This window comes from Streptomyces sp. NPDC007907 (assembly GCF_042959365.1).
Taxonomy (GTDB): Bacteria; Actinomycetota; Actinomycetes; order Streptomycetales; family Streptomycetaceae; genus Streptomyces; species Streptomyces indiaensis.
Window position 1 is genome coordinate 224,718 of sequence record NZ_JBIBKR010000009.1, and the last position, 26,043, is coordinate 250,760.

At 72.7% G+C, this 26,043-nt stretch carries 25 protein-coding genes and 1 pseudogene; 6 read left to right on the top strand and 20 right to left on the bottom strand.

The features are described 5' to 3' along the window. Positions 1-77: 77 nt before the first annotated feature. A pseudogene (locus tag ACFZDI_RS32715) lies at positions 78-2,565 on the bottom strand (alpha-L-arabinofuranosidase C-terminal domain-containing protein). A gap of 134 nt (positions 2,566-2,699) precedes the next feature. On the opposite strand from ACFZDI_RS32715, the gene ACFZDI_RS32720 reads away from it, so the two are divergent. After that, on the top strand, positions 2,700-3,146 hold the full coding sequence (locus ACFZDI_RS32720; protein ID WP_391255566.1) for a DUF6314 family protein: 447 nt from the start codon (positions 2,700-2,702) through the stop codon (positions 3,144-3,146). On the opposite strand, the gene ACFZDI_RS32725 is transcribed toward ACFZDI_RS32720, so the two are convergent. The 3 genes from ACFZDI_RS32725 to ACFZDI_RS32735 all read right to left on the bottom strand — a co-directional run bounded on the left by ACFZDI_RS32725 (position 3,128) and on the right by ACFZDI_RS32735 (position 5,713). Beyond that, entirely contained in the window at positions 3,128-3,721 is a 594-nt protein-coding gene (locus ACFZDI_RS32725) for a histidine phosphatase family protein (protein WP_234847299.1), read from the bottom strand. The genes ACFZDI_RS32720 and ACFZDI_RS32725 overlap by 19 nt on opposite strands. A gap of 73 nt (positions 3,722-3,794) precedes the next feature. Continuing rightward, on the bottom strand, positions 3,795-4,235 hold the full coding sequence (locus tag ACFZDI_RS32730) for a GNAT family N-acetyltransferase (RefSeq protein ID WP_234847298.1): 441 nt from the start codon (positions 4,233-4,235) through the stop codon (positions 3,795-3,797). Positions 4,236-4,276: 41 nt separating this feature from the next. After that, complete coding sequence (locus ACFZDI_RS32735) at positions 4,277-5,713, bottom strand: aminotransferase class I/II-fold pyridoxal phosphate-dependent enzyme (protein WP_391255570.1); 1,437 nt, start codon at positions 5,711-5,713, stop codon at positions 4,277-4,279. On the opposite strand from ACFZDI_RS32735, the gene ACFZDI_RS32740 reads away from it, so the two are divergent. Together ACFZDI_RS32740 and ACFZDI_RS32745 are read left to right on the top strand one after the other, a co-directional pair. Beyond that, positions 5,712-6,632, top strand: coding sequence for an EamA family transporter (locus ACFZDI_RS32740; protein ID WP_391255573.1), 921 nt, complete (start codon positions 5,712-5,714; stop codon positions 6,630-6,632). The two genes, ACFZDI_RS32735 and ACFZDI_RS32740, sit on opposite strands and share 2 nt — an antisense overlap. 93 nt (positions 6,633-6,725) lie before the next feature. Beyond that, complete coding sequence (locus ACFZDI_RS32745; protein WP_053668217.1) at positions 6,726-6,926, top strand: DUF1918 domain-containing protein; 201 nt, start codon at positions 6,726-6,728, stop codon at positions 6,924-6,926. 120 nt (positions 6,927-7,046) lie between these two features. Here the strand turns inward: ACFZDI_RS32745 and ACFZDI_RS32750 are convergent, their stop codons facing one another. Beyond that, positions 7,047-8,276 carry a family 10 glycosylhydrolase gene (locus ACFZDI_RS32750; RefSeq protein ID WP_391255576.1) on the bottom strand — a complete coding sequence of 410 codons (1,230 nt, stop codon included), beginning with the start codon at positions 8,274-8,276 and terminating at the stop codon, positions 7,047-7,049. Positions 8,277-8,456: 180 nt separating this feature from the next. Here ACFZDI_RS32750 and ACFZDI_RS32755 point away from each other — a divergent pair, with 180 nt between their 5' ends. Next, positions 8,457-9,332, top strand: a complete 876-nt coding sequence (locus ACFZDI_RS32755; protein WP_185009286.1) for a 3-hydroxybutyryl-CoA dehydrogenase — start codon at positions 8,457-8,459, stop codon at positions 9,330-9,332. 22 nt (positions 9,333-9,354) lie between these two features. Here ACFZDI_RS32755 and ACFZDI_RS32760 read toward each other — a convergent pair whose 3' ends face one another. After that, a complete protein-coding gene (locus ACFZDI_RS32760) occupies positions 9,355-9,582 on the bottom strand; it encodes a hypothetical protein (protein ID WP_391255579.1) in 228 nt (75 codons plus the stop codon). A gap of 220 nt (positions 9,583-9,802) precedes the next feature. Here ACFZDI_RS32760 and ACFZDI_RS32765 point away from each other — a divergent pair, with 220 nt between their 5' ends. After that, positions 9,803-10,060, top strand: a complete 258-nt coding sequence (locus tag ACFZDI_RS32765; RefSeq protein ID WP_234847293.1) for a hypothetical protein — start codon at positions 9,803-9,805, stop codon at positions 10,058-10,060. Here ACFZDI_RS32765 and ACFZDI_RS32770 read toward each other — a convergent pair. From ACFZDI_RS32770 to infC, 11 genes are all read right to left on the bottom strand, one after another. Continuing rightward, positions 10,057-10,602 (bottom strand): NUDIX domain-containing protein, encoded by a 546-nt coding sequence (locus ACFZDI_RS32770; RefSeq protein WP_391255584.1) that lies wholly within the window; start codon positions 10,600-10,602, stop codon positions 10,057-10,059. The two genes, ACFZDI_RS32765 and ACFZDI_RS32770, sit on opposite strands and share 4 nt — an antisense overlap. A gap of 106 nt (positions 10,603-10,708) precedes the next feature. Further along, positions 10,709-12,049: a transcriptional regulator gene (locus ACFZDI_RS32775; protein ID WP_234847291.1), complete on the bottom strand. Its 1,341-nt coding sequence runs from the start codon at positions 12,047-12,049 to the stop codon at positions 10,709-10,711. Positions 12,050-12,316: 267 nt separating this feature from the next. Further along, the gene (locus tag ACFZDI_RS32780; RefSeq protein WP_391255588.1) at positions 12,317-12,625 is read right to left on the bottom strand and encodes a SpoIIE family protein phosphatase; all 309 of its coding nucleotides are present in this window, start codon (positions 12,623-12,625) and stop codon (positions 12,317-12,319) included. Further along, positions 12,517-13,332 carry a SpoIIE family protein phosphatase gene (locus ACFZDI_RS32785; RefSeq protein ID WP_391255592.1) on the bottom strand — a complete coding sequence of 272 codons (816 nt, stop codon included), beginning with the start codon at positions 13,330-13,332 and terminating at the stop codon, positions 12,517-12,519. Before ACFZDI_RS32785 ends, ACFZDI_RS32780 begins: the two co-directional genes overlap by 109 nt. A 216-nt stretch (positions 13,333-13,548) precedes the next feature. After that, positions 13,549-16,062: a phenylalanine--tRNA ligase subunit beta gene (gene pheT, locus ACFZDI_RS32790; RefSeq protein ID WP_391255594.1), complete on the bottom strand. Its 2,514-nt coding sequence runs from the start codon at positions 16,060-16,062 to the stop codon at positions 13,549-13,551. After that, complete coding sequence (gene pheS / locus ACFZDI_RS32795) at positions 16,062-17,189, bottom strand: phenylalanine--tRNA ligase subunit alpha (protein WP_391255597.1); 1,128 nt, start codon at positions 17,187-17,189, stop codon at positions 16,062-16,064. The genes pheT and pheS overlap by 1 nt, the downstream gene beginning before the upstream one ends. 165 nt (positions 17,190-17,354) lie before the next feature. Then, the gene (locus ACFZDI_RS32800) at positions 17,355-18,497 is read right to left on the bottom strand and encodes an ATP-binding protein (protein WP_391255600.1); all 1,143 of its coding nucleotides are present in this window, start codon (positions 18,495-18,497) and stop codon (positions 17,355-17,357) included. Positions 18,498-18,550: 53 nt separating this feature from the next. Next, entirely contained in the window at positions 18,551-19,411 is an 861-nt protein-coding gene (locus ACFZDI_RS32805; protein WP_234847286.1) for an RNA methyltransferase, read from the bottom strand. A gap of 87 nt (positions 19,412-19,498) precedes the next feature. Continuing rightward, complete coding sequence (gene rplT / locus ACFZDI_RS32810; protein ID WP_003989074.1) at positions 19,499-19,882, bottom strand: 50S ribosomal protein L20; 384 nt, start codon at positions 19,880-19,882, stop codon at positions 19,499-19,501. 98 nt (positions 19,883-19,980) lie between these two features. Beyond that, positions 19,981-20,175 carry a 50S ribosomal protein L35 gene (gene rpmI, locus ACFZDI_RS32815; RefSeq protein WP_003977225.1) on the bottom strand — a complete coding sequence of 65 codons (195 nt, stop codon included), beginning with the start codon at positions 20,173-20,175 and terminating at the stop codon, positions 19,981-19,983. Between the two features lie 107 nt (positions 20,176-20,282). Then, complete coding sequence (gene infC, locus ACFZDI_RS32820; protein WP_234847330.1) at positions 20,283-20,921, bottom strand: translation initiation factor IF-3; 639 nt, start codon at positions 20,919-20,921, stop codon at positions 20,283-20,285. Between the two features lie 394 nt (positions 20,922-21,315). Here infC and ACFZDI_RS32825 point away from each other — a divergent pair, with 394 nt between their 5' ends. After that, a complete protein-coding gene (locus ACFZDI_RS32825; protein WP_062925865.1) occupies positions 21,316-21,672 on the top strand; it encodes a DUF1844 domain-containing protein in 357 nt (118 codons plus the stop codon). Between the two features lie 20 nt (positions 21,673-21,692). Here the strand turns inward: ACFZDI_RS32825 and ACFZDI_RS32830 are convergent, their stop codons facing one another. The 3 genes from ACFZDI_RS32830 to ACFZDI_RS32840 all read right to left on the bottom strand — a co-directional run bounded on the left by ACFZDI_RS32830 (position 21,693) and on the right by ACFZDI_RS32840 (position 25,845). After that, positions 21,693-22,421: an SseB family protein gene (locus ACFZDI_RS32830; RefSeq protein WP_391255605.1), complete on the bottom strand. Its 729-nt coding sequence runs from the start codon at positions 22,419-22,421 to the stop codon at positions 21,693-21,695. 125 nt (positions 22,422-22,546) lie between these two features. Further along, positions 22,547-23,683 (bottom strand): type VII secretion-associated serine protease mycosin, encoded by a 1,137-nt coding sequence (gene mycP / locus ACFZDI_RS32835; protein ID WP_234847329.1) that lies wholly within the window; start codon positions 23,681-23,683, stop codon positions 22,547-22,549. A gap of 68 nt (positions 23,684-23,751) precedes the next feature. Next, a complete protein-coding gene (locus ACFZDI_RS32840) occupies positions 23,752-25,845 on the bottom strand; it encodes a hypothetical protein (protein WP_391255608.1) in 2,094 nt (697 codons plus the stop codon). Positions 25,846-26,043: the final 198 nt, after the last annotated feature.

A 26,043-nucleotide genomic window follows, 5' to 3' on the forward strand; every position in this document is an offset into this window, starting at 1 on the left:
CGCCCATGGTTCCGGCCGCACGCGGTGACGGCGCCGCGCGGCCACCGCCCCGGGGACGGTGGCCGCGCGGCGGGATGTCACCTCTGTTTGATCCGCAGGAACGTCACGGAGTGGGCGGGGAAGGTGTAGGTGAACTTCTTCGCCACCCCGCGGAACGTGGAGGTCACCGGCGTCACCGGGGTTTCCGTCTCGGTGTTCACGGCGTCCTCGTCGGCGGCCAGCGTGGTGACGCGGGCGGTGGACGCGACCTTCGTGCCGCCCAGGTCGACGGCCGTGCGGGCCTCGGCCGCCTGGGCGTTGACGACCTTGACGATCAGGTCCCCGGACTTGGCGTCCTCGGTGACGACCTGGCGGAACGGCTCGGCCGGCTTGTCGTCGGTGAAGCTGCCCCACTCCTTGCCGTCGAGGAACAGGGTGACCTGGCGGCCGCGTACCTTGATGTGGATGTCGTAGGCCCGGCCGGTCTCGATCGAGCCGGCCTTCGCCATCAGGGTGCTCTTGCCCCCGTCGACGGCCTGCTCGACCGCGGACCGGGTGTTGTTCCAGCCGCCCAGGTTCCACCAGTGGTAGGTGCCGGTGTCCTGCACGCCGAAGGCGACGAGGAAGCCCTCCTTGCCGGACATCTTGGTGGCCTTCACCCGCAGGTCGTAGTCCTTCCAGGCGGGGTCGCCCGCCGTCACCATGGTGTTCTCGGCGGCGGTGTCGGTCTGGACGTACTGGCCGTCCCGGATGCTCCAGCTGCCCGTTCCGGTGTGCTTCCACTGCGCGGCGTCACCGGAGAAGTCGTCGCTCAGCAGGGTCGAGCCGTCGGCCGAGGTGACCTTCACGTCGTCGTACGCGGCGCCGGTCGCCCACGTCGACAGGCCGACGGCACCGGTGATGGGCCCGCTCACGTTCGGCGTGGTCGTGGCCCTCGAGGGCACGACACGGTCGCCGACGTTGTTCATGAACAGCTTCTGGACCTCGTAGTCGGCCGAGTTCCAGGAGGCCCGGTTGTTGAACCAGATCAGGTCCGGCCGCCACTGCACGTAGTCCTCGTTGGCGAGCAACGGGGCGTAGGAGGCGAGCTTGACGACGTCGGCGTTGCGCTCCAGGCCGGTCATGAAGGCGGCTTCGGACAGGCCGTTCTGCCAGGCGTTGCCCTGGGAGGCGTACTCACCGAGGAAGACCTTGGGACCGTTCCTGTCGTAGGAGTCGTAGCGGTCGTTGTTCCGCAGGAACCAGTTCGGGCTGTTGTAGTAGTGCTCGTCGACCATGTCCACCTTCGCGTCGCGGTTGAGCCGCCAGGCGGTGTCGAAGGTGGAACCCGAGTCGTCGGGGCCCGAGTTGGAGATGACGGTGATGTCCGGGTACTTCGCCTCGACAGCGGCCCGGAACTGCTGGAAGCGGGCGAAGAACTCCTCGGGGAGGTTCTCCTCGTTGCCGACCTCGATGTGGGTCAGGTGGAAGGGCCTGGGGTGGCCCATCCGCCGCGCGGACCTTGCCCCACTCGGAGGTCGCCGGGCCGTTGGCGAACTCGATCAGGTCGAGGGTGTCCTGGATGTGCCGCCCGAGCAGCGCGTCGTCGTCGACGGCCTTGTTCTGGCCGCAGCCGGTGACCAGGGCGGGGACGACGGGCAGCGGCATGGCGCCGATGTCCTCGGAGAAGCGGAAGTACTCGTAGTAGCCGAGGCCGTAGCTCTGGTTGTAGCCCCAGAAGTTGGCGTTGGTGGCGCGTTCCTCGACCGGGCCTATGGTGTCCTTCCACTGGTAGCTGCGCTTGCGCTGCCAGTTCGAAGCCCCGCTGTAGTCCTGCATGGAGCCGGTGTTGACCAGGCAGCCGCCGGGGAAGCGCACGAAGCCCGGCTTCAGCGCGGCGATCTTCTCGGCGAGGTCCTTGCGCAGGCCGTTCGGCTGGTTCTTGTACGTCTCGCGCGGGAACAGCGACACCTCGTCGAGGGCGGCGGCATTCGCCGAGGCGACGGCGAGCCGGCCGCGGTTGCTCGTGCGGGTCGCGGTGAACGTGGCCTTGTACGTGGCCCAGCCGCCCTGCACGGCGACCTGGCGGGCGGTGGCCAGGCTGCCGGAGGCGTCCTTCAGGGAGACGGTGAGGGTGCTGCCGCTCGCGGCGCGGGCCCACACCGAGAAGTCGTAGCGCTTGCCCTGCTCGACGCGGATGCCGGTGTTGTAGCCGGAGTTCGTGACGGACGAACCGGCGCCCAGGGAGAGGTAGGTGCGGTTGCGCTCGTTGAGGCGGCCGGCGTCGTTCAGGACCTGGGCGGTGCCGCCGGCCGTCCACGAGGTCAGGGGCGTGTAGGAGCCGTTGTCGACGGTGGAGTACTCGAAGGACCGGTTCTGCACGAGCTCGGCGTAGAGACCGCCGTCGGCGGCGCGGTTGATGTCCTCGAAGAAGACGCCGTACATCGTGTCGTCGATCTTCGCGCCCCGGGCGGACGGGTCGACGGTGATCACGTAGTCGGTCACGTCCTCGGCGTGTGCGGGGGCCGGTACGAGGGCTGCCGCCGTCAGAAGGGCGGTGGTCGTGAGACCCCGTCTCCCTCGGGTGCGGGCGTCGGTGCGTGGCATGGATACTCCGCGGCTCTCTGCTAGAGGTGTTCGAAATATCAGACATTGATCAGCACTTCGAACGGCAAGATAGGGAGGGGGCGGATGCGCGTCAATGGGCCGCACGCGACGGCCGGCACGGAGAGCGAGGCAGGATGGGGGAGTTCTGGCCGGTACCGGACGTACTGGCGTATCTCGCCGGGCGTTGGAGCGTGTCGCGGTCGGTGCGGGATCTGGCGAGCGGCGCGGACGGGGAGTTCGCCGGAACCACCGAGTTCCGTGCGGAGGAGGAGACGCCCGGCGGGCTGCTGCACCACGAGTCCGGCACCTTCGTCTGGCAGGGCGTCGCCCGGCCCGCGGAGCGCACCCTGCGGTTCCTGCGGGGCCCGGGCGGCACGGCGGAGGTGCGGTTCGCCGACGGGCGGCCGTTCCACGACCTGGACCTGACGTCCGGACGGCACGTCGCCGACCATCCCTGCTCGGCGGACCTCTACCGCGGCGAGTTCACCGTCCGCGACAGCGACCACTGGCGGACGGTGTGGCGCGTCCGGGGTCCCGCCAAGGACCTGGTCCTGCGGACCGACTACGCGCGCGAGGGCTGAGCCGGCACCCCGTCCAGGCGCAGGTTCCAGCGGCCCGCCCGGCCCGTGACGGCGGTCGTCGACAGCGGGCGGACGTCGATGTTCCAGTACGTCGACGGCGGTGCCTTCAGGGCGTACACCAGGGCCGCCCGGATCACGGAGGGCTCCGCCACCGCCACCACCCGGCAGCCGTCCTCGACGGGCCGGGTGTCCAGCCAGCCGCCGACGCGGGTGATGAAGTCGACCAGCGACTCACCCCCGTGCGGGGTGGCGCGGGGGTCCGCCAGCCAGGCGTCGACGGCGTCCGGCTCCCGGGCCATCGCCTCGCCCAGGGTCAGCCCGCGCCACCGGCCCATGTCGCAGTCGCGCAGGCCGAGCTGCACCAGCGGCGCGTACCCGAGGCCCTCCCCCGTCGCCCGGCTGCGCGGGGTCGGCGAGCAGTAGCGCAGTTCGGCCGCGGCGAGCGGCAGCAGGTCCCGGGCGACGCGCTCCACCTCGCCCCAGCCGGCCTGGTCCAGCGGCCGGTCGTCCTCGAAACGCTCGGCGAGCAGCGGAGAGCTGCGCGCGGCGGCGACGAAGGTGACCCGAAGTGGCATGCGGTGATGGTGAGCGCAGCAAGTGCGCAGGTCAAGAGGCGTCACCTACGCGTTACCGAGGGTGCCGCGACCCTCACTGGTGGAAGATGAGCGCCATCCAGTGCTCGGGGCGCTCCAGCGGGGCGAACCCGATCTTCTCGTAGACCCCGTGGGCGTCATGGGTGGCGAGCAGCACCCGCCGCACCCCGTACGACCGCGTCTCGTCCCGCACGGCGGCCACGAGAGCGCTTCCGACCCCCTTGCCGCGCACCGACGGATCGACGTACACGTCACACAGCCACGCGAAGGTCGCCCGGTCGGTGATCACCCGGGCGTAGGCGACCTGCTCCCCCGAGACCGTGTCGAACACCCCGAAGTTGAGCGACCCGTCGATCGCCAGGTCCTGCTTCTCCCGGGGGCGCCCCAGTGCCCAGTAGGCGTCGGTGGACAGCCAGTGGTGCACGCGCTCACGGTCGACGCGGGCGGGGTCGGTGGAGATCTCGTAGCCCTCGGGCAGGCTCGGTGTGTCGGTCATGCCGGCGATGCTCGCAGGCCGCCGGAGGGCGCGTCGAGCGGTTATCCCAGCACCTTGTCACAGGCCGACCGCAGCCGCCGTACGCCCTCCGCGATCTCCCCGGTCCCGGCGACCGCCGCGAAGCTCAGCCGGACGTGCGCGGCCGGTGGTTCGGCGCTGAAGTAGGGCCGGCCGGGTGCGAGGGCGACACCGGCGCGCAGGGCCGCGGAGGTGAGGGCCGACTCGTCCGTGCCGTCGGGCAGGCGGGGCCACAGGTGGTAGCCGCCGGACGGGACGCGGGGCAGGACGAACTCGGGCAGGTGCAGGGCGAGGGCGCCGGTCATCGCGTCCCGGCGGGCCTTCAGTTCGGCGGAGACGGCCCGCAGGTGGCGCGGCCAGGCGGGCGAGCCGACGAGTTCGAGGGCGGCCTCCTGGAGGGGGCGCGGCACGAAGAACGTGTCGACGACCTGGATGGCGCGCAGCCGTTCCAGGACCGGCCCGCGGGCGGCCAGGGCACTGACCCGGAAGCTCGGCGAGGTCGCCTTGGTGAGGGAGGAGACGTGGACGACGACGCCGTCGGGGTCGTCGGCGGCCAGCGGGCGCGGCAGCGGCCCCGCGTCCTCGTGCACCAGCCGCCGCACGAAGTCGTCCTCGACGACGAACGCGCCCGCTTCCCGGGCGGTGCGCAGCACCTCGGCGCGCCGCTCGGGCGCGAGCACGGCGCCGGTGGGGTTCTGGAAGAGCGGCTGGCAGACGAAGGCGGGGGCGCCGGTGGCGCGGAACGCGTCCGCGAGCAGCTCCGGCCGCACGCCGTCGGTGTCCACGGGGACGGGCACCGGGCGCAGCCCCGCGGCGCGGGCGATGGCGAGCATGCCCGGGTAGGTCGGGGACTCGACCAGGACGGGCGCGCCGGGCGGGGCGAGGGCGCGCAGGGCGGTGGTGAGCGCGGACTGCCCGCCCGCGGTGATCAGCACCTCGGCGGCCGTGACCGGGCCGCCGATGCCCCGCGCGAACCATTCACGCAGCTCCGGAAGCCCCTCCATGGGCGGTCGTCCCCAGGCGCCGGGGCGGCGTCCGGCCCGCGACAGGGCGGCGGCCATCGCCCGCTCGGGCTGAAGGGACGGGTGCAGGTAGCCGCCGTTGAACTCGATGACGCCGGGGGGTGGGGCGGCCAGTGACGCCAGCACCCCGGAGGCGTCCACGGAGCGCGGCACGAGGTCGGCGGTGCCGTCCGCGCTGAGCGCGACCTCCTGCCAGGAGGTGTCGCCCGCGGGCGCCGGTGCCGTCCGGGGCCGCGCGCGGAACGCGCCCGCGCCGGGCCGGGTGACCACCAGCCCTTCGGCGGCGAGCCGGGCCAGGGCCCGGGACACCGTCACCGGGCTCACCCGGAACCGCTCGACCAGAGCCCGACTCGACGGGAGCTTTCCACCGGGTGAGTAGCGGTCGAGCTCCCGCCGCAGCTGTTCCGCCAGTTCAGCCACACTGCTACGCTCTTGCATGAGAGCACAGAGTAGCGCTACTGCGGCACCTGCGATAGCAGTCGCCACCCCGGGTCCGGAGAGCCGCGGCTTCGGCACCCTCCAGGCGGCCCTCGGCGTGGTCGCCTTCTCGCTCACGTTCCCCGCCACGGCCTGGGGACTGGAAGGGTTCGGCCCCTGGTCCCTGGTCGCCGTGCGCAGCGTGCTGGCCGCGGTGATCGCGGGCGCCGCCCTCCTGGCGTTGCGGGTGCCCCTGCCCGCCCGGCGGCACCGGCCGGGCCTCGCGGTGGTCGGAGGCGGTGTCGTCCTCGGCTTCCCCCTGCTGACCACGCTGGCGCTGGAGACCTCCACCACCGCGCACGCCGCCGTCGTGGTCGGTCTGCTCCCCCTCACCACGGCGCTCTTCTCGGCTCTGCGCGTCGGCACCCGGCCCTCGCGCACGTTCTGGTTCGCCGCCCTCGCGGGTGCGGCGGCCGTGCTGGCCTTCACCGTGCAGCAGAGCGGCGGCGCCCTGACCACCGCCGACCTGTATCTGTTCGCCGCGCTGCTGGTCTGCGCGGCCGGTTACACCGAGGGCGGCCGGCTGGCCCGGGTCATGCCGGGCTGGCAGGTGATCGGCTGGGCGCTGGTGCTGTGTCTGCCGCTGACCGTGCCGGTCGCCGCGTTCGCCCTGGTACACGAGCCCGTGCAGCTGACCGCGCACAGCGTCACCGGCCTGCTCTGGGTCGCGGCGGGCTCGCAGTTCGTGGGGCTGGTCGTCTGGTACCGCGGCATGGCGGCCATCGGCATCCCCAAGGCGAGCCAGTTGCAGCTCGCCCAGCCGCTGCTCACACTGGTGTGGTCGGTGCTGCTGCTGGGCGAGCGCCTCACGGTCGCCGCCCCGTTGACGGCAGCGGCGGTGCTGGTCTGCATCGCCGTCACACAGCGATCACGCGGCTGAGCGGGAGCGCGCACGGCCCCTGCCGGCAGGCGCCCCGCGCCGTAGACTCGGAGGCCACGGACCGCTGCTCCGCACTTCGTGAGGAGGCCCCAGATGCGCGCAACCGTGGGCGACCAGCTTGTCCAGCACGGCAGGGTGGTCGGTCAGCACGACAAGATCGGCGAGATCGTCGAAGTGCTCGGCCAGGAGGGCAACCCCCCGTACCGCGTCCGCTTCGAGGACGGGCACGAAGGCGTCTGCTCCCCGGGCCCCGACACGGAGATCCGGCACCGGGAGACCACCACCGGACCGTAGCGCGGCGCGATCACCACCGGGTCGTGACCCGGCGCGGGAGCGGCGGCGGCCGCTCCTGCTCGTCGGCCGCTCAACGCGCCGCGGCACCGGCTGCGCGTCCCGCCCGTCCTGGTCGGCCGCTCAGCGCGGCGGTGGCGCCGGCTGCCCGTAGTGGTCGGTGACGACCCGCGCCATCGCCCCGATCCGGTCGGCCGCCACGTCCTTCGCTGCGAAGTAGACGTGCCCGCGCACCTGCGGATACTCCCCGGCCAGCGTCAGATGCCGGGACAGCTCGCCCGTCTGCTGCCACGCCGCGGGCTGCGCCGGGTCACCGGCCTTGTACAGCGCCTCCCCCACGTAGAGCTGGGTCGGGCTGTCGCGCGCGACCTCCGCCCACCAGGGCACCAGCTTGGCGTAGTCGGCCGCGGCGAAGCCGATGTTCCAGTACAGCTGCGGGACGACGTAGTCGATCCAGCCCTCCCGCACCCATTTCCGGGTGTCCGCGTGCAGGTCGTCGTAGGTCTGCACACCGGCCCGGGTGTCCGAACCGGCCGGGTCCGTCGAGGCGTTGCGCCACACGCCGAACGGGCTGATGCCGAAGCGGGTGCCCGGCCGGACCTCCCGCACCCGGTCCGCCGTCTCGCGCACCAGCCGGTCGATGTTGTCCCGCCGCCAGGCGGCCCGGTCCGGGAAGCCGCCGCCGTGCTCGTCATAGGCGGCGGCGTCGTCGAAGGTCTGCCCGGCCACGGGGTACGGGTAGAAGTAGTCGTCGAAGTGGACGCCGTCCACGGGGTACTTCGCCACCGCGTCGAGCATCGCGTCCTGGACGAAGGCACGGACCTCGGGCAGCCCCGGGTTGTAGAAGAGCTTCCCGCCGTACGTCACCACCCAGTCCGGGTGCCGGCGCGCCGGGTGGGAGGGCGCGAGCCGGGACGGGTCGGCGTGGACGGCGATCCGGTACGGGTTGAACCACGCGTGCAGCTGGAGACCCCGGGCATGCGCCTCCTCGACGGCCGTGCCCAGCGGGTCCCAGCCGGGGTCCTTGCCCTGGGTGCCGGTGAGGTACTGCGACCACGGCTCGTACGGCGAGGGCCACAGCGCGTCGGCCGTCGGCCGGACCTGGAAGAACACGGTGTTGAGCCGGTTGCGGACCGCCGTGTCGAGGTGGGTGAGCAGTTCGGTCCGCTGCCGGGACGCGGACAGTCCGGCCTTGGACGGCCAGTCGCGGTTGGCCACGGACGCGATCCAGACACCCCGCATCTCGGGATCCGGCACCCCTCCCCCGCGTCCGGACGCGGCCGACGCCCGGGGCATCACCGTGAAAGCCGACAGCGCCGCGACCGCGAACGCCCTGCGTGAGACTCGTCCCATCCGGATGCCCCAATAAGCCGCGGATCCGCCCGGTCGCGGATCACTCCGGGGCCAGCATGCCCGAAGCGGACCCGCCCCCCGCGATCGATCATCGATACTTCGGAGTAACGTGCACGAACGGAGCAGGCGCCGAGACCCGGCCGGTCTGCCCGGACGTAGATCAGCAGCGAAAGGGACGATGTGACGGACATCCCAGCGGGAGACATTGCACGCGTCGGTGTCGTGGGCTGCGGTCAGATGGGCGCGGGAATCGCCGAGGTGTGCGCCCGGGCCGGCCTGGACGTCATGGTCGCCGAGACCACCGGCGAGGCCCTGGAGATCGGCCGCACCCGGCTGTTCACCTCCCTGGCCAAGGCAGCGGAGCGCGGCAAGATCACCGAGGAGGAGCAGGAGGCCACGCTGGCCCGCCTGAGCTTCACCACGGACCTCGGCGAGTTCGCCGACCGTGACCTGGTGATCGAGGCCGTGGTCGAGAACGAGCAGGTCAAGACCGAGATCTTCCAGGTGCTCGACCAGGTCGTGACCCGGCCGGACGCCATCCTGGCCTCCAACACCTCCTCCATCCCACTGGTGAAGCTGGCGGTGGCGACGTCGCGGCCCGACCAGGTCATCGGCATCCACTTCTTCAACCCGGCCCCGGTGCAGAAGCTCGTCGAGCTGATCCCGGCGCTGACCACCTCCGAGGGCACGATCAGCCGCGCCCAGCTCTTCACCGAGAAGCTGCTCGGCAAGCACGCGATCCGCGCCCAGGACCGCTCCGGCTTCGTGGTCAACGCGCTGCTGATCCCGTATCTGCTCTCCGCGATCCGGATGTTCGAGACGGGCATCGCCAGCCGCGAGGACATCGACAACGGCATGGAGATGGGCTGCGCCCACCCGATGGGCCCCCTGAAGCTGTCCGACCTGATCGGCCTGGACACGGTCGCCTCGGTCGCGCAGTCCATGTACGAGGAGTACAAGGAGCCCCTGTACGCCGCTCCCCCGCTCCTGCAGCGCATGGTCGACGCGGGCCGGCTGGGCCGCAAGACGGGCTCGGGCTTCTACACATACGCCTGACCGACCGGCTGACACGGCCATCTCAACGCCGCCGCTCCTCCGGCCACGGCCGGAACCGGCGGCGTCCCCATTCCGCCGCCTGCTCGTTCATGCGCCGGCGCAGCCAGCCCATCCAGAGGGCGAGCGGTGTGACCACGAGCGCGATCAGCAGCGCCGTGTCCCACTCCTCCACGGAGGAGGAGCGGAGCATCACGACCACCAGTGCGTAGAGCGCCAGCGTGCAGGCCGCGTTCTTCTGCCCCTTCGTCATGACGTTCCGGGTACCCGTCGCGGCCGGTCACGGACGGTCAGATTTCGGCCAAGTGGCGGGCCCGGCACCGGGACGGGTGCCGGGCCCGCGGCATTCACACACCGTGTGCGCGCCGGGCTCGCATATGCCCTACGCACACTCTCCCCAGGCGCCCACCAGGCGAGTTGACTCCACATGCGCATGCAAGGGATGTGAAACGACTACGGAAAGGAGCGGACTCGTGACCGCCGATCCCGAGCATCCCGTCGTCCATGGAGAACTCGCAGAGTTACGACGCCGCCTCGATGTGGCGTACGCCCGCGTCGAGGGCGGACTGGCTCTGCTCAGCCACCGCACCGAGGAGACCGCCAAGGAACTCGACGAGCTCAACACCCGGATCAACTCGCTGGAACACGCGCGCTGGCCGCTGCCCGCGGTCGCCGCCCTCACCGCCGTGGGTGCCCTCGTCGTAACGATCTGGCAGGCACTGGGGCGCTAGGGCAACACGTCCTGACCGAGCCTGAGATGGTGCAGCAGGAGTAACGCGGCCGCCATGTTGGCGGCCGGGACCTCGCCGCGGGCGACCATGTCGGGGACGAGCTTGAGGGGCACCCATTCCCGGCGGTCCGACTCGAAGTCGTCCACGGGGTGCCCGACGTACTCGCCCTCGTCGGCCCAGTACACGTGGTGCCGGGCGTCGGTGAGCCCGTTGGACGGCTCCACGCTCATGAGGTGGCGCAGGGGTCCCGGCCGCCAGCCGGTCTCCTCCTCCAGTTCCCTGGCGGCCGCGCGGGCGATGTCTTCACCGTCCTCGACCACCCCGGCCGCGAGTTCCCACCCCCAGCTGTCGGTGATGAAGCGGTGCCGCCAGAGCAGCAGCACCTCGTTGGCCTCGTTGACGACCGTGGCCACCGCAACGGGCCGCAGCCGTATGAGGAAGTGGTCCAGATGCCTGCCGTCGGGCAGTTCGACATCCGCGAGATTGACGCTGAACCAGCGGTTTGAGTACACAGTTTGTTCGTTGCGTTTCGTCCACTGCACGGTTCTGCCACCTTCCGTCGAGTAAGGGGCAATATCGCAGCAGGGACGGACTGGCAGCAGGCGCACGGCAAGCGCCTCGGAGCGACACGGGCACCACTGCCCGGATCTACAACGGTACGCGCAAGGCCCCGTCGATGAGTTCGGCCGCCTCGGCCGTGCCCGCGCAGCCGCTGCGCACCAGGTGCTCCCGCACCGCGCGCAGCCGGTCGCGCAGCCGCTGGGACTCCATGCCCCGGGCCTGCTCGGCCATCTGCACCGCGATGGCCACCGCCTTGTCGGCGTTGCCCTGCCGCAGTTCGATGGTGCTGAGCATCGCCAGCCGGTGCACCCGGCCGCGGTCGTGCGCCGGGTTGTCCACGGCGGCCGCGGCGTGCTCGCCGGCGGCCGCGATCTCCCCGAGGCTCAACAGCGCCTCCGCCACCTGCACGTTCACCAGCCCGGGCTGGACATACCCGGTCTCGTCGGGCTCGTAGCCGCGCCGGATGCGCTCGGCGGCCTGCTCGGCCCGCCGGATGCAGGACAGGGCGCTGCCGCCGTCGCCGAGATGCGCGTACGCCTTGGCCTGCATCGCGTACAGGTCGGAGGCGAGCGCCGGGGTGATGTGCTTGCCCGCGGCCCGCAGCGCGGCCTCCGCGAAGGCCACCGACTGCCGGTACTCCCGCATGAACAGCGACTGGTTGACGAGCAGGGCGATCACGTACGCCCCGAGCCCCCGGTCGCCGCTGGCCTTGGCCAGCCGCAGCGCCTGGTGGAAGTAGCGCTGGGCGAGCCCGTGGGCGTCGGAGTCGTAGGCGCAGATGCCGGCGACCGCCACCAACCCGCCCGTGGCCCGGTGCAGTTGACGGCCCGTCTGGTCGGTGTAGCTGCCGCGCAGCAGCGGGGCGGCCTCGGCGTTGAGGAAGCCGACGATCCGGGCCCGGGTCGCGATACCCCCGGCCTTGCGGTACATCTGCTCGTAGTGCGCGCGGGCGGCCCGCAGCATCTCCAAGTCGCCCGTGGTGACCCGGTGTCTGCCGCCGCGTGAGACGTCCACGTCCTCGGGCGGGTTCTCCCATTCCCACACCGGCATCACGGCGGGGGTGCCGGTGAGCGCGGGCGCGCCCAGGATGTGCGGACGCTGTTGCTGGTCGGAGCGCCACAGGGCGGTGGCCCGTTCGACGAACCCGGACAGGGAGCCGGTGTGCGGTGCGGACGGCTCGCCGGGTACGCCGAGGCCGATGTCGTCGAGGGTGACGGGTCGTTGCAGCCGGGCGGCGAGCACCTCGCAGATCAGGTCGGGCACCTGGCCGCGAGGGCGCTGTCCCTTCAACCACCGGGCGACGGCGGTGTGTTCGTATCGCAGGGCCAGGCCACGGGCCCGCCCTGCCTGGTTGACGTGTGCGGCCAGCCCCGCGTGCGAGATCCCGGCTTCGTCCAGGATCGCGTCGAGCAGAGTGTTGGGCTGCATGTGGGCCCCCCGGTGGCTCGGTGCGGACAGATTAGTGGTTCCTCCTTCACACGGGGTGTGAACGGAGTGCTCGAATCCGCACGGTGTGCGCACTGTCGCTCACAGTCGCGGACCGGTTGACTGAATTGCCTCGAAAGAGGCCGGCCGGGCCGCCGGCTCCCCCTCGTACAGTGCGGCGGCCCGCTTCCGCCGTCCGCCCGGCCGCCTGCCCGACACTCCGTGGCGGGGCGGACGGCTCCGCCGGCCGTGGGTCGTGCGCCGCGGTGTCTAAGGTGCCGTCGTGGTCTGCGGGTGCGTCGTGGTCGTTCCCGCAGTTCCCCGCGCCCCCAGGTGGGCAGACCGCCCGTTCCTCAGGACGAGCAGCGCGATGTCGTCCGGCGGTGTGCCCCGGGTGTGGTGCCGCAGAGCGGCCGAGATCCTTCCGACGACGCCCTGCGAGGAGAGCGGACCGTCCGCCGCCGCCCCCGTCAGCGCCGTCGCAAGCGGGAAGAACGCGCCATGGGAGTCCCGGGCGTCCTGCGCACCGTCCGTGAACAGGAACAGCGCGTCATCGGACTCGAGACGGCCGAGTCCCACCGTCGGCAGAACCGGCGGCAGGGGGAGAGGCCCAGAGGCGGATGCGGGTCGCCGGCGGCGAGTTGTTCCGCCCGCGTGCCGCTCAGCCGGTAGGGCCAGGGATGGCCGCAGTTCAGCGCGAACATCTCGCCGTCGGGACGGATCTCCACGAGGAGCAGGGTCACGAACTCCTCGGCGGCGCTCGCGGGATGCTCCTGGCGCAGATGCCTGTCCAGGGCACGTTCCAGCCGGCGCAGCACACCGCCGAGGTCCTGCTCGTCGTGCGCCGCCTCGCGGAAACAGCCGAGGACGGCGGCGACGGTCCCGAGCGCGCCGATGCCGTGCCCGCGTACGTCGCCCATCACGGCCCGGACGCCGTGCTCGGTGGCGACGACCTCGTACAGGTCGCCCCCGACCGCCGCACCCCGCTCCGCCGGCAACTGCGCGGCGGCCACGTCCAGCCCGTCGATCCACGACGGCAGCGGCCGCAGCAGTGCGCGCTGCGCGGCCCCGGCGATCCGGCGCACCTGCCGCAGTTCCCGCATCAGCGAGTGCCGCACATGAAGGATCAGCGCGGTCCCGACGGCGAAGAACACGGCACAGGTGAAGAGCCGCGCCAGGAGACCGGTCTCCTGGGCGAGCGGACAGACCACCTTGTACGTGACGGCCACCGCGCCCCACGCGGTGGGAAGACCGAGGCTGCGTACCCGACCCCTGACGCGGATCATGCCGATGGCCCCCCAATAGGCCCTGACACACAGAACCGGACCGGCCCGAGAAGGCCGGTCCGATTCTGTCGACAGCACGCCGGGAAAGGGGGAGATCACCCGCCTTGACCACTCAAACGAGTGAGGTGACCCGCCCCGTTTCCTGGGGGCGCGGGGAACTGCGCACCAAGCCACGGCGAAGCCGCGGCCGACGACGAAGCGCAGGCCCGCACGGCACTAACTCCGCAGCTCAGCGCCCACGCGCTCGCCCGCGAGGGCCACCGCCGCGTCCCGGGCCGCGGAAGCCTCGTCCACGGTCAGAGTCCGGTCCGACGCCCGGAACCGCAAGGCGTACGCCAGCGACTTCCGGCCCTCGCCCAGCTGCTCGGCGTTCTCGTACACGTCGAACAGCCGGATGGACTCCAGCAGCTCTCCGGCACCGTCCCGCAACGCCGCCTCGACGTCCGCGGCCGGCACGAACGCGTCGACGACCAGGGCGACATCCTGCGTGGCGACGGGGAACGCGGAGATCCGGGGCGCCGTGACCGTGGCGTCACCGGCGGTCTCCACCGCGTCCAGGTCGATCTCCATCGCGCAGGTGCGCGCGGGCAGCCCGAGGGCCTTCACGACCCGCGGGTGCAGCTCGCCCGCGTGCCCGACGACCCGCTCGGCACCGTCCACGGTGACCGCCAGCTCGGCGCACCGCCCGGGGTGCCACGGGCCGTACTGGCCCTTGCGGATGACGAGTTCGGCACCGGCCTCACGTGCGACGGACCGGGCGGCCTCGATCGCGTCGGCCCAGTCGGCCGGACGGCCCTTGCCCCACCAGCCGGCCTGCTCGCGGGCACCGGCGAGCACGACGGCGGCGTGCCGCGGCTGCTCGGGCAGCGCCGCGTTCAGCTCGGCGAGCTCCTCGTCGGTCGGACGGCGGTCGACGGGGAGGACGGCGGCGATCCGCTGCTCCTCGCGCGGGTGGAAGACCAGACCGGTCTCGAACAGCGCGAGGTCGTGCGAGCCCCGGCCGTCGTTGCGCCGCAGGGCGGTGAGCAGGCCCGGCAGCAGCGAGGTGCGCAGCGCGGGCTCCTCGTCGCTGAGCGGGTTGCTGAGCTTGACGACGCGGCGGGCCGGGTCGTCCTTCTCCAGACCGAGCTGGTCGAAGACCTGCTCGCCGATGAACGGGTAGTTCAGCGCCTCGACGTATCCGGCACCGGCCAGGGCCCGGCCGACGCGCCGGTGCAGCCGCTGCCGGTCCGTCAGACCGAGGCCGGCCGGCGGCTTGGGCAGCGTGGAGGGCAGGTTCTCGTAGCCCTCCAGCCGGATGACCTCTTCGGCGAGGTCGTTCGGGTCGGTGATGTCGGGCCGCCAGGACGGAACGGTGACGATCAGCTCGTCCTGCCCGTACACGTCGCAGCCGATCTCCTGGAGGCGGCGGACGACGGTCTCGCGGCCGTAGGCGACGCCCGCGACCTTGTCGGGGTGGTCGGCCGGGATGGTGAGGGTGCGGGGCGCGGAGGGCGCGACGACCTCGGTGACGCCGGCCTCGGCGGTGCCGCCCGCGAGCAGGACCAGCAGGTCGACAGTGCGCTGCGCGGCGGCAGCGGCGGCCTGCGGGTCCACACCGCGCTCGAAGCGCCGGGACGCCTCGGAGGACAGCTTGTGGCGGCGGGCGGTGCGCGCGATGGAGACCGCGTCGAAGTGCGCGGCCTCGATGACGACGTCCGCCGTGGCGTTCTCGACGTCGTCGTGGTCGGCGATCTCCGTGTTGGCCCCGCCCATGACACCGGCGAGCCCGATCGGGCCGCGGTCGTCGGTGATCACCAGGTCCTCGGCGTCCAGCGTGCGCTCTACACCGTCGAGGGTGGTGAGCTTCTCGCCCGCCTCGGCCCGGCGCACACCGATCGTGCCCTGGACCAGGCCGCGGTCGTAGGCGTGCAGGGGCTGGCCGAGCTCCATCATCACGTAGTTGGTGACGTCGACAGCGAGGGAGATCGGGCGCATGCCGACCTTCTGCAGCCGGCGCTGGAGCCAGATCGGGGAGCGGGCCTCGGCACTCAGACCGGTCACCGTGCGGGCGGTGAACCGGTCGCAGCCGGTGGGGTCGGAGATCTGCACCGGGTAGCCGTAGGCGTTCGGCGCGGGCACGTCGATCAGGGCCGGGTCGCGCAGCGGCAGACCGTAGGCGATGGCGGTCTCGCGGGCCACGCCGCGCAGCGACAGGCAGTAGCCGCGGTCGGGCGTGACCGCGATGTCGAGGACCTCGTCGACCAGTTCCAGCAGTTCGACGGCGTCCTTGCCGATCTCGGTCTCCGGCGGCAGGACGATGATGCCCTTGGTGCCGTCGTCGCCCATGTTCAGCTCGTCGCTGGAGCAGATCATGCCGCGGGACATCCGGCCGTAGGTCTTGCGCTCGGCGATCTGGAAGTCGCCGGGCAGTACGGCGCCGGGCAGGGCCACGACGACCTTGTCGCCGACGGCGAAGTTACGGGCACCGCAGATGATCTCCTGGGGCTCGCCGGTGCCGTTGGCCTGGCCGACGTCGACGGTGCAGAAGCGGATCGGCTTCTTGAACTCCGTCAGCTCCTCGATCGTCGCCACCTGGCCGACGACCAGCGGACCCTTGAGGTCGGCGCCGAGCTGCTCGACGGTCTCGACCTCCAGACCGGCCGAAATGAGCTTGGCCTGCACGTCACGACCGGTCTCCGTCTCCGGCAGGTCGACGTACTCCCGCAGCCAAGAAAGCGGGACCCGCATCAGATCTCCATCCCGAACGGCCGGGTGAACCGGACGTCACCCTCGACCATGTCTCGCATGTCGTCGACGTTGTGGCGGAACATCAGCATCCGCTCGATGCCGAACCCGAAGGCGAACCCGCTGTACTTCTCGGGGTCGACGCCGCAGGCGGTGAGCACCCGCGGGTTGACCATGCCGCAGCCGCCGAGCTCGATCCAGCCCTCGGAGGAGCAGGTGCGGCAGGGGCGGTCCGGGTTGCCGATGGACTCGCCCTTGCAGACGTAGCAGAGCATGTCCATCTCGGCGCTGGGCTCGGTGAACGGGAAGTAGTTCGGCCGCAGCCGGGTCTTCATGTCCGCGCCGAACAGGGCCTGGACCATGTGGTCCAGGGTGCCCTTGAGGTCGGCCATCGTCAGGCCCTCGTCCACCGCCAGCAGCTCGATCTGGTGGAAGACGGGCGTGTGCGTCGCGTCGAGCTCGTCGGTGCGGAACACGCGGCCGGGGCAGACGATGTAGACCGGCAGCTCACGGTCGAGCAGGGCGCGGGCCTGCACCGGGGAGGTGTGCGTGCGCAGCACGACGCCGGAGCCGGACTCGTCGGTGCCCTTGGGGCCCTGCACGAAGAAGGTGTCCTGCATCTGCCGGGCCGGGTGGTCGGGCAGGAAGTTCAGGGCGTCGAAGTTGAACCACTCCGCCTCGGCCTCGGGGCCCTCGGCGATCTCGTAGCCCATGGCCACGAAGACGTCCGCGACCCGCTCCATCATGGTGGTGAGCGGGTGCCGGGCGCCGGGCGGCACGCGGTCGTAGGGCAGCGTGACGTCCACCGCCTCCTCGACGAGCACGCGCGCGTCCCGCTCGGCCTCCAGCTCCGTCTGGCGGGCGGCGAGGGCCTTGTTCACGGCACCGCGGGCCTGGCCGACGCGCTTGCCGGCCTCGGCCTTGGCGTGCGGGGGCAGGGCGCCGATCTCGCGGTTGGCGAGGGCCAGCGGGGAGGTGGGGCCGGTCTGGGCGACCTTGGCCTCGTGGAGCGCTTCGAGGGAGTCCGCGGCGGCGAAGGCGGCGAGCGCCTCGTCCCGCATGCGCTCGATCTCTTCCGGTTTCAACGTCTCGACCTCGACCGGGTCGTACGACTTATTCGGTGCCGACATCTCTTCCCGTGCTTCCGATTGGCTGGCTGAAGGTCCCCGTCACCGACTCGGACGGCCGTCTGGTGGGACACAAAGGTGCCAATGGCCGAGTCTAACGGGGTGGAGGGTCCCTCTCGGACGCCCGGTCGGAGAGGACCCCTCAGGTACAGGAATGCGCCCGCGGGCTCAGGCGAGATAGGCCGGAGCGCTCACGGGCAACGTAAATCGGAACTCGGCGCCGGCGCCGGGGGCGCGGCCGACGGCGATGGTGCCGCCGTGGGCTTCGACGATGCCCTTGACGATGTAGAGCCCGAGGCCCGTCCCGCCGCGCTTGCTGCCCCGCCAGAAGCGGGTGAAGACGCGGTTCATGGACTCCTCCGGGATGCCGGGCCCCTCGTCGCTCACCGTGACCGACGTGCCGGTGTCCTCGCCCTCACGCGGGGACGCCGTGGCCGTGACGTCGATCGTGACAGTTCCCTCGCCGTGCCGCACGGCATTTTCCAGCAGGTTGCTGAGCACCTGGTCGATCTTGTCGGGGTCGGCCCACAGGTCGGGCAGCGGCTGCTGGACGCGTAGCAGGAACCGGTCGGCGGGCTGCCCGGCGGCGACGTAGGCCTGGATGTGGCGTCCGACGGCGGCGCCGATGTCGACGGGCTGGCGCCGTACCTCCAGGCGGCCGGAGTCGATCCGGGAGATGTCGAGCAGCTCGGCGATGAGCCGGGTGACCCGGTCGGCGTCGGCGTCGACGGTCTCCAGCATCAGCCGCTTCTGGTCGTCGGTGAAGCGGTCCCACTTGGCGAGCAGGGTGGCGGTGAAGCCCTTGACAGAGGTCAGCGGGGAGCGCAGTTCGTGGGCGACGGTGGCGATGAGCTCGGCGTGGCTGCGCTCGGTGCGGCGGCGGGCCTCGGTGTCGCGGAGGGTGACGACCAGGCGCCGGACGGGTCCGGTGGGCCGGGCGCGGACGTAGCGCGCGGAGACCAGCACCTCTCGGCCGCCGGGCAGAAGCAGGTTGCGCTCGGGCTGTCCGACGCGGATGGCGAGGCCGCCGTAGGGGTCGGTCAGCTGCCACCAGCGACGGCCCTCGAGGTCCTCTAACGGCAGGGCCTTCTCCAGGCGCTGCCCGAGGGCGTCCCGGGCGCGGACGGCGGTGATGCGCTCGGCGGCCGCGTTGAAGCAGATGACGCGGCCCCGCTCGTCGGCGACGACGAGCCCGTCGGGCAGCTGGTCGGGGTCGATGCCGAGGCCGGCGTGGTCACCGGGCGGCCGGGACGCGGCGGGCGGGCTCCCGGCGTCCTGGGCTCCCGGTGCGCTGCTCGTGCCGACGCTCATCCCCGTACCCCACCTCCAAGGCTCCGCAGAGGGGTCCTGAGCTGGTCACCCTACTAGTTCCCGGTGACGGAGCGGCACCCTCCGGAGGCGCGCTGTGCACGCGCCGACGCATAGAGACATACGGCGGCGGCGGTGGCGAGGTTCAGGCTCTCGGCCTTCCCGTGGATCGGGACCCGCACGACGGCGTCCGTGAGGGCGCGGGTCTCCTCCGGGAGCCCCCAGGCCTCGTTGCCGAAGACCCAGGCGGTGGGGCCGCCCATGGTGCCCTTGTCGAGCTCGTCGTCGAGGTCGCGGTCACCGGCCCCGTCGGCGGCGAGGATCCGGACACCGGCGCCCCGCAGCCCGTCCACGGCCTGCTCCACGGGGACGCCGACGGCGACGGGCAGGTGGAACAGGGAGCCGACGGAGGCGCGGACGGCCTTGGGGTTGTACACGTCGACGGAGGCGTCGGTCAGCACGACGGCCTCGGCGCCCGCGGCGTCGGCGCAGCGCAGCACGGTCCCGGCGTTGCCGGGGTCGCGGACGTTGGCGAGCAGGGCGACGAGCCGGGGCCGGGCCGCGAGGACCTCCTCGAACGGCGTGTCCAGGAACCGGCAGACGCCGACGAGGCCCTGCGGGGTGACAGTGGTGGAGATGTCGGCGATGACCTGCTCGGCGGCGAGGTGCACCCGGGCTCCGGCCTCCCGGGCGGCCCCCACGATGTCGGCGTGGCGCTCGGCGGCGTCCAGCGTCGTGAACAGCTCCACGAGCGTGGCCCCGGCCCCGGTGCTGTGCCCCGCGGCCTCGCGCACGGCCTGCGGCCCCTCGGCCAGGAACAGCCGGTCCTTCCCCCGGAAGTTCCGCTTGGCCAGGCGCCGCGCGGCCAGGACGCGTGGTGAGCGGGGGGAGATGAGCTCGGGGGTGGCAGGGGGCATCCTGTTCGCTTTCTCGGTTGCTGCACAGCAGGACCCGCAGACCATCCGGCCTGCGGGTCCTTCAGTCACATCGGCTTCGAGCCGGCGTCACGCAGCCTTCGGCGCGTTCACGTCGCTCGGCAGCGCCTTCTGGGCGACCTCGACGAGGGCGGCGAACGCACCGGCGTCGTTGACGGCCAGCTCGGCCAGGATCTTGCGGTCGACCTCGACGTTGGCGGCCTTCAGACCCTGGATGAAGCGGTTGTAGGTCATGCCGTTGGCGCGGGCAGCGGCGTTGATGCGCTGGATCCACAGCTGACGGAAGTCGCCCTTGCGCTTCTTGCGGTCGTTGTAGTTGTAGACCAGCGAGTGGGTGACCTGCTCCTTGGCCTTGCGGTACAGGCGCGAGCGCTGACCGCGGTAGCCGGAGGCCTGCTCGAGGATCGCCCGGCGCTTCTTGTGGGCGTTGACTGCCCGCTTGACGCGTGCCACTTGTTAACTCCTTGTAGCGGGGTCGTGGGGGTCCTCACACGACCCGAAATCGATTGGGTCCCGGTCTGCTGTGCGTCCGGCGCTCACGCGCCCGGACGTCACTTGCCGAGAAGCTTCTTGATCTTCGCGGCGTCGCCCGGGGCCATCTCGGCGTTGCCGGTGAGGCGACGCGTCACGCGGGACGACTTGTGCTCGAGCAGGTGGCGCTTGCCGGCGCGCTCGCGCAGCACCTTGCCGGAGCCGGTGATCTTGAAGCGCTTGCTGGCACCGCTGTGCGACTTGTTCTTCGGCATAGCGCCGTTCTCTCCTCGTCGGTGGCGCTCCGGTGCCCGGTCGTGAAACCGGGCACGGTGGAGCGTCGTCTTGTATCGGTTGCTTCCTGGGACTCGCGTCCCGGGAGTCACGCCTCGGCGGGCTCCTCAGCGGGCGCCTCGGCTTCCGCGGCGTTCTGCGACTTGCCGGGGTTGGCCTTCGCTTCCGCCTTGCGGGCTTCCTGCGCCTGGCGAGCCTCGGCCATCGCCTCGGTCTTCTTCTTGTGCGGACCGAGGACCATGATCATGTTCCGGCCGTCCTGCTTCGGGTTCGACTCGACGAAACCGAGGTCCTGGACGTCCTCCGCGAGACGCTGCAGCAGTCGGTAGCCCAGCTCGGGGCGGGACTGCTCGCGACCACGGAACATGATCGTGATCTTGACCTTGTCGCCCTGCTTGAGGAACCGGACGACGTGACCCTTCTTGGTGTCATAGTCGTGCGGGTCGATCTTCGGCCGGAGCTTCATCTCCTTGATGACCGTGTGCGCCTGGTTCTTGCGCGCCTCACGGGCCTTCATGGCCGACTCGTACTTGAACTTCCCGTAGTCCATGAGCTTGCACACGGGCGGACGGGCGTTCGCCGCGACCTCGACCAGGTCCAGGTCGTACTCCTGCGCAAGCTCCAGTGCCTTGGCCAGGGGGACGATGCCCACCTGCTCGCCACTGGGACCGACAAGTCGCACCTCGGGAACGCGAATCCGGTCGTTGATGCGGGGCTCGGCGCTGATGGATCCTCCTCGGTAGCACCACGCGACGGTCTGGCGGACGGCCGCGTAACGTCTTGTATCGATAGACCTAACCGCGCCGAAGCAAGAAAAATGCCCCGGACGATCCCAGGCGGGGCTCCTCGAACTACCGGAGCACCGCCGCGGGGGGCCGCGGGGCGCGCTTTCGGACGGATCGACGCCGCTGGGGCGGGACCGCCTGACCGGTGACCCGCCGCCCTGAGGGTGATCGGGTGGGAGTTCGAAGCCTCCACTTGTGGGTCGGTCTCGCGGGCTGTGAGGCACACGTGTCCGACCGGTCGTTACACGAGATTACCAGCAGGGGCCAGGAACGGCCAATCGGTGCGGGCCGGGGTCACGTGGGGGCGGGCCGCTCCCTGCGCCTATCGTGTGGGGCATGAGTGAGACCCCTCCTGAGTCCCCCGACTTCGACGCCATGGCCCGCGACATCGCCGAGGTCCCGGCGGTCGAGGTGATCGTGACGGTCGCCGTCAACCTGATGAGCGCCGCCGCCGTGAAGCTCGGCCTGACCGAGGAGGGCGAGAAGCACAAGGACCTGGACGAGGCCCGCAAGCTGGTGCACGCCCTGGCCGGTCTGCTGGACGCCACCGCGACCGAGATCAGCTCCTTCCACGCGGCTCCCCTGCGCGACGGCCTGAAGTCGCTGCAGCTGGCGTTCCGCGAGGCCTCGCTCGTCCCGGACGAGCCGGGCCAGGGTCCGGGCGAGAAGTACACGGGCCCGGTCTACGGCTAGGTCGTGGTCTGACCCGTACCTCAGCGCACGAACAGGGGCTCGCCCGGGGGCGTCGCCTCGGCCGGCAGGAGTGCCAGGTCGAGGCCGCGCACCAGGCGGGCCCTCAGTGTTTCGTCGGCGGCGAGCCGCCGGGCCACCGCGCGGGCGGCTTCGGCCGGGGCCACGGACGGGTCCAGGACCAGGGCCAGGGTGCCGTCGGCCTGCCCGGGGCCGAGGTGGGCGCGCAGCACGGCCGGCTCTGCGGCGACGGCGTCCCGTACCGCTCCGACGACGGCCGGGTCGACGAGCGGGTCGGTGCTCGCGCGGCCCTCGGCGAGGGCGAGCAGGGCGGGGCCGGTCAGCTCGAAGGGCACCGGTCCGGCCAGGTCGAGCACGATCGTGTCGGCCTTCTCGTGCGCGGCCGCCTGGAGGGCCTGGTGCAGCGGTACGGCGACGGGGCGGGCCTGCGGGTCCCAGCGGGCGAGGGAGTCCGTGGAGGTGAAGGCGGGCAGGGCGGTGCGGTCGCCGGCCTTGAGGGTGGGGACGGCCATGTCGCTGGTCTTCTCGCGGCGCAGCCCGTTCTCGTCCTCCTCGACCTCGCCCAGCACCGCCACGACGGGCACGAGCAGCCGGGCGTCCTTGAGGGCGGTGAGGACCCGGCCCAGCGCGCCCCGGTCCTCGGACCAGGCGGCGAGTGCCTCGCTCAGCCGGGGGTCGGCGGAGCCGTCGTCGTCGGAGAAGCCGGAGTCCGGGATGTTCTTGTTCGCCACGGTCGTCGAGCCTATCGGGAGCGGGACGCCGCCCTCGCCCGGCCCCGGGGCACCCCTGATTGCGGCCTGCCCTTGTCTCCTCCAGGCCGTCCGGGCGACCGGGCTGGAAGCCGGTGCGGTCCTCGCTAGAAGCCGGTGCGGTCCTCGCGCCGTCCGCGCCACACGAGCACCGCCGCGACCAGGAGGACGCCGCCGGTAGCGCCCGCGAGCCACGCGGCCCAGCCGGACGGGCCGTCGTCCGGCCCCGGCCCGTCGGGGCCCGGGCCGAAGTACTCCGCCCCGTACGCCGCCGGCTTCAGATCCTTGGGCTCGAGGCGGGCGGCCTGCCGGATGGCGGCCGCCGGGTCGATGAAGCCGTAGCCCCGGGAGTCGTCCCGGCCGCCGGTGGGGGCGTTGCGGGCGGTGTCCTCCAGGAGGGACTTGATCTGGGCCGGTTTGAGGCCGGGGTGGGCCGCCTTGACCAGGGCGACGGCGCCGGAGACGAAGGCGGCGGCGGCGCTGGTGCCCCAGCCCTCGTAGTACTTGTGGTCGGGGTCGGCGATGACGACGTCGACACCCGGTGCGCTGACGGTGGCGTACCAGCGGCGGGTGGAGAACGAGGCGCGGGTTCCGGCGCGGTCGACGGCGGTGGCGGCGATGACCCCCGGGTAGGCGGCCGGGTAGGAGATGTGGTCGCCCTTCTCGCCTCCGTTGCCCGCGGAGGCGACGACGGCCACGCCCTTGTCCAGGGCGTACTGGATGGCCTGGTCCTCGGTGGGTTCGGGGTGGGCGGAGGCGGAGTCGTCGCCCAGGGAGAGGTTGATGACGTCGGCGCCATGGTCGGCGGCCCAGCGGATGCCCTCGGCGAGGGCGTTGCCGCGGGTGCTGCGGGCCTTGGCCCGGGAGGGGTCGCCGTCCTCCAGGATCACGCGGACGGGGAGGATCTTCGCCTCGGGGGCGATGCCGACGACGCCGTCGGCGTCACCCGGGCCGTGCCCGTGGCCGGCGATGATCCCGGCCATGGCGGTGCCGTGGCGGGCCCAGGCGCGGTCCCCGGGCTCGGCGCCGAAGCGGACCAGGTCCTTGCCGGGGAGGACGTTGCCGGCGAGGTCGGGGTGGTCGGCCTCGACGCCGGTGTCCAGGACGGCGACGGTGATGCCGCGGCCCTTCGTGGTCTGCCAGGCCTCCTGGGTGTGCATGGCCTCCAGGGCCCACTGCTGGGCGCGGATCCCGTCGGCCCGGGCGGTGGCGACGGGGAGGAGGACCAGAGCGGCCGTGAGCAGGGCGCAGAGGACGGTGGCCGTCCGGGACGGTGTGCGCGGGCGGGTCCCGGCCGGATTGTGCGCGGCGGTCACGAGGGCTGCTCCGAGGCCGAGCGGACGTTCTTGCGGAAGTCGCGTTCGACGCGGTCGGCCAGGCCCTGTGCCTCGTAGCCGAGGCCGGCCTGGGCGGCGGCGGTGGTGGCGTCGGCCTCGACGGCGTCCCCGGCGGGCTGCGGGTCGTCGACGGTGCGGCCGTCGGCCCAGCCGGAGACGGCGTAGACGACGACGGGGGCCTCGGTAAGCACGGAGACGGTCCAGGAGGCGCGTTGCCGGGCACCGAAGTCCGCGGCCGGTGTGCCCTTCGCGGCGTAGGGCAGGGGCATCAGGTCGTTGCGGCGGTCCAGGCGTTCCTTGCGGAAACGGTTCGCGAGGGCGGTCATGCCGGGGGCGTCGGCCGTGGTGAAGAGCAGACCGACGGTGGTCACGTAGCTCTCGGTGGCGTCGGTGTAGGTGGCGCGCAGCAGGCGGTCGCAGCCGACGGGCGCGAGGGCCTTGCGCAGCAGCGGGTCGAAGGCGTCCTTGCAGCCGGTGTCCGGGGCGACGGCGATCCGGGTCCAGGTGCGGTCGGCTCCACCGGGCCCGGCGCCCCGGCCCTGCACGGTGGGCGGGAACAGCTGGTCGACCGGGACGCGGTGCCAGAGGCTGCCGGCGGCGGCGAAGGCGCTGGGCGAGCCCTCGGCGCCGGAGTCCCCGACGAGCCAACTGCCGGTGACGGCCCCCGAGATGAGGCCCAGGCCGAGCACGAGGCAGACGGCGGCCGCGGCGGCCCGGGGCGCTGCGCGCCGCCCGAGCGGACGGGGCCGGGCGTCACCGTCGTAACCCTCGGGCTCGCCGAACGACACCAGAGGGCGCGTGGCGCTCCAGGACAGTGCGGGGTCGGGGGCGGGGGTGCGGGGAGGTGCGGAGGGGGCGGGCCGCCGGTCGGGCGCCGGGGGCATGCGCAGGCCCGGCCCGGCCGTGGCGCCCGGATCGGCACCGGCCGGTACGGACGGCTCGTGCGCGGGGCGCGGCGGGGCGGTGGGGCGCGCGGGGCCGGGGCGGGCCTGCGTCGTGTGCGCGGCAGGGCGGCCGGAGGGAGCGGCGGGCTCGTCCGGGGCCGGGTCGGTGGGGAGCGGGCGCAGGCCCGCTGCCGTCTCGGACGAACGCTCGCCGGGGGCGTCGGTGCGGCGGCGCGTGGGCAGGCGGAACGGCCGACCGGCCGACTCCGCCGACGCGTCCGGACGGCCGGGTACGGAGAGGCGGAAGGGCCGGGAGGTCGCCTCCGGCCCGGTCCCCGCCGAGGAGTCCGCTGTGGGGAGGTGACGCGGCCGCGGAGGGACGGAGCCGGATGCCGGGGAGGTGGCGGACCTGCGCGCATCGGGGTACGCCCCTGCACTGGCACCGGAGGGTGTGTGCGGGGCCGGGCGAGTGGACGGCATGCTCGCATCGAGGCGCGCCCCGCCACCGGCACCGGACGGTGTGGGCGGGTCCGGGCGGGTGGAGGGCATGCTCGGCCCGGGCCGGGCCGAGCCACCGGCACCGGCACCGGCACCGGCACCGGCACCGGACGGTGCGGGCGGGATCGGGCGCGAGGCGCCGCCGACGCTCGGCGGCGCGTCCGGAAGGCGGCTGGAGGCGCGGGGCGGGGGTGGCGCGGCGGACTCGGCCCGCCGGGGCGCGGCGGACTCGGGGTGCCGGGGCGCGGCTGATTCGGGGTGCCGGGGCGCGGCGGACTCGGGGCGCGGGGGCGCATCCGGTTCGGTGCGCAGGGGCGCGGCGGACGAGGCACGCCCGGGCGCGGCGGACGAGGGCCGCACGGGTGCGGCGGGCTCGGGGCGCCGGGGTGCGGGCTCGGGGCGTCGGAGTCCGGGGGACTCGGTGCGCCGGGGTGTGACGGCTGCGGGTGTGGTGGCGCCGAGGCTCGGGAATCGGGGGTGGCCGTTCGGGCTGTCGGCGGCTTTCTCGCCGTGCGTGACTCCGGCCGTGCCGGCGGGGGCGGCTTCCGGGGCCGTCGCGGTGTCGGAGGCCGTGGCCGCCGTGTCCCGCCGGTCCGCCGGGTCCTGCTGCGCGGCCGGGGGGTGCGACGGACGGGGTGGGGTGGTGGGGCGCGGGGGGAAAGAGGCGCGTTGCGCTTCCGTGCTCATGCACCCCCCGTTTCCGCGTCCCCGGGCCGCTCGTCTCGCGCGGGCCGGTGTCGTCCTGCCCGAGGCCCGGTACACAGGCGTCCCGGGCACACCTACCCGTACGGACGGAGCGTCATCCCGGCTCGGATTCCCGGCCGGCGTCATCCGCCGTACGTGCGCGTCACTCTACGGCTTGTTCCTGGGCGAACGGGAACCAGT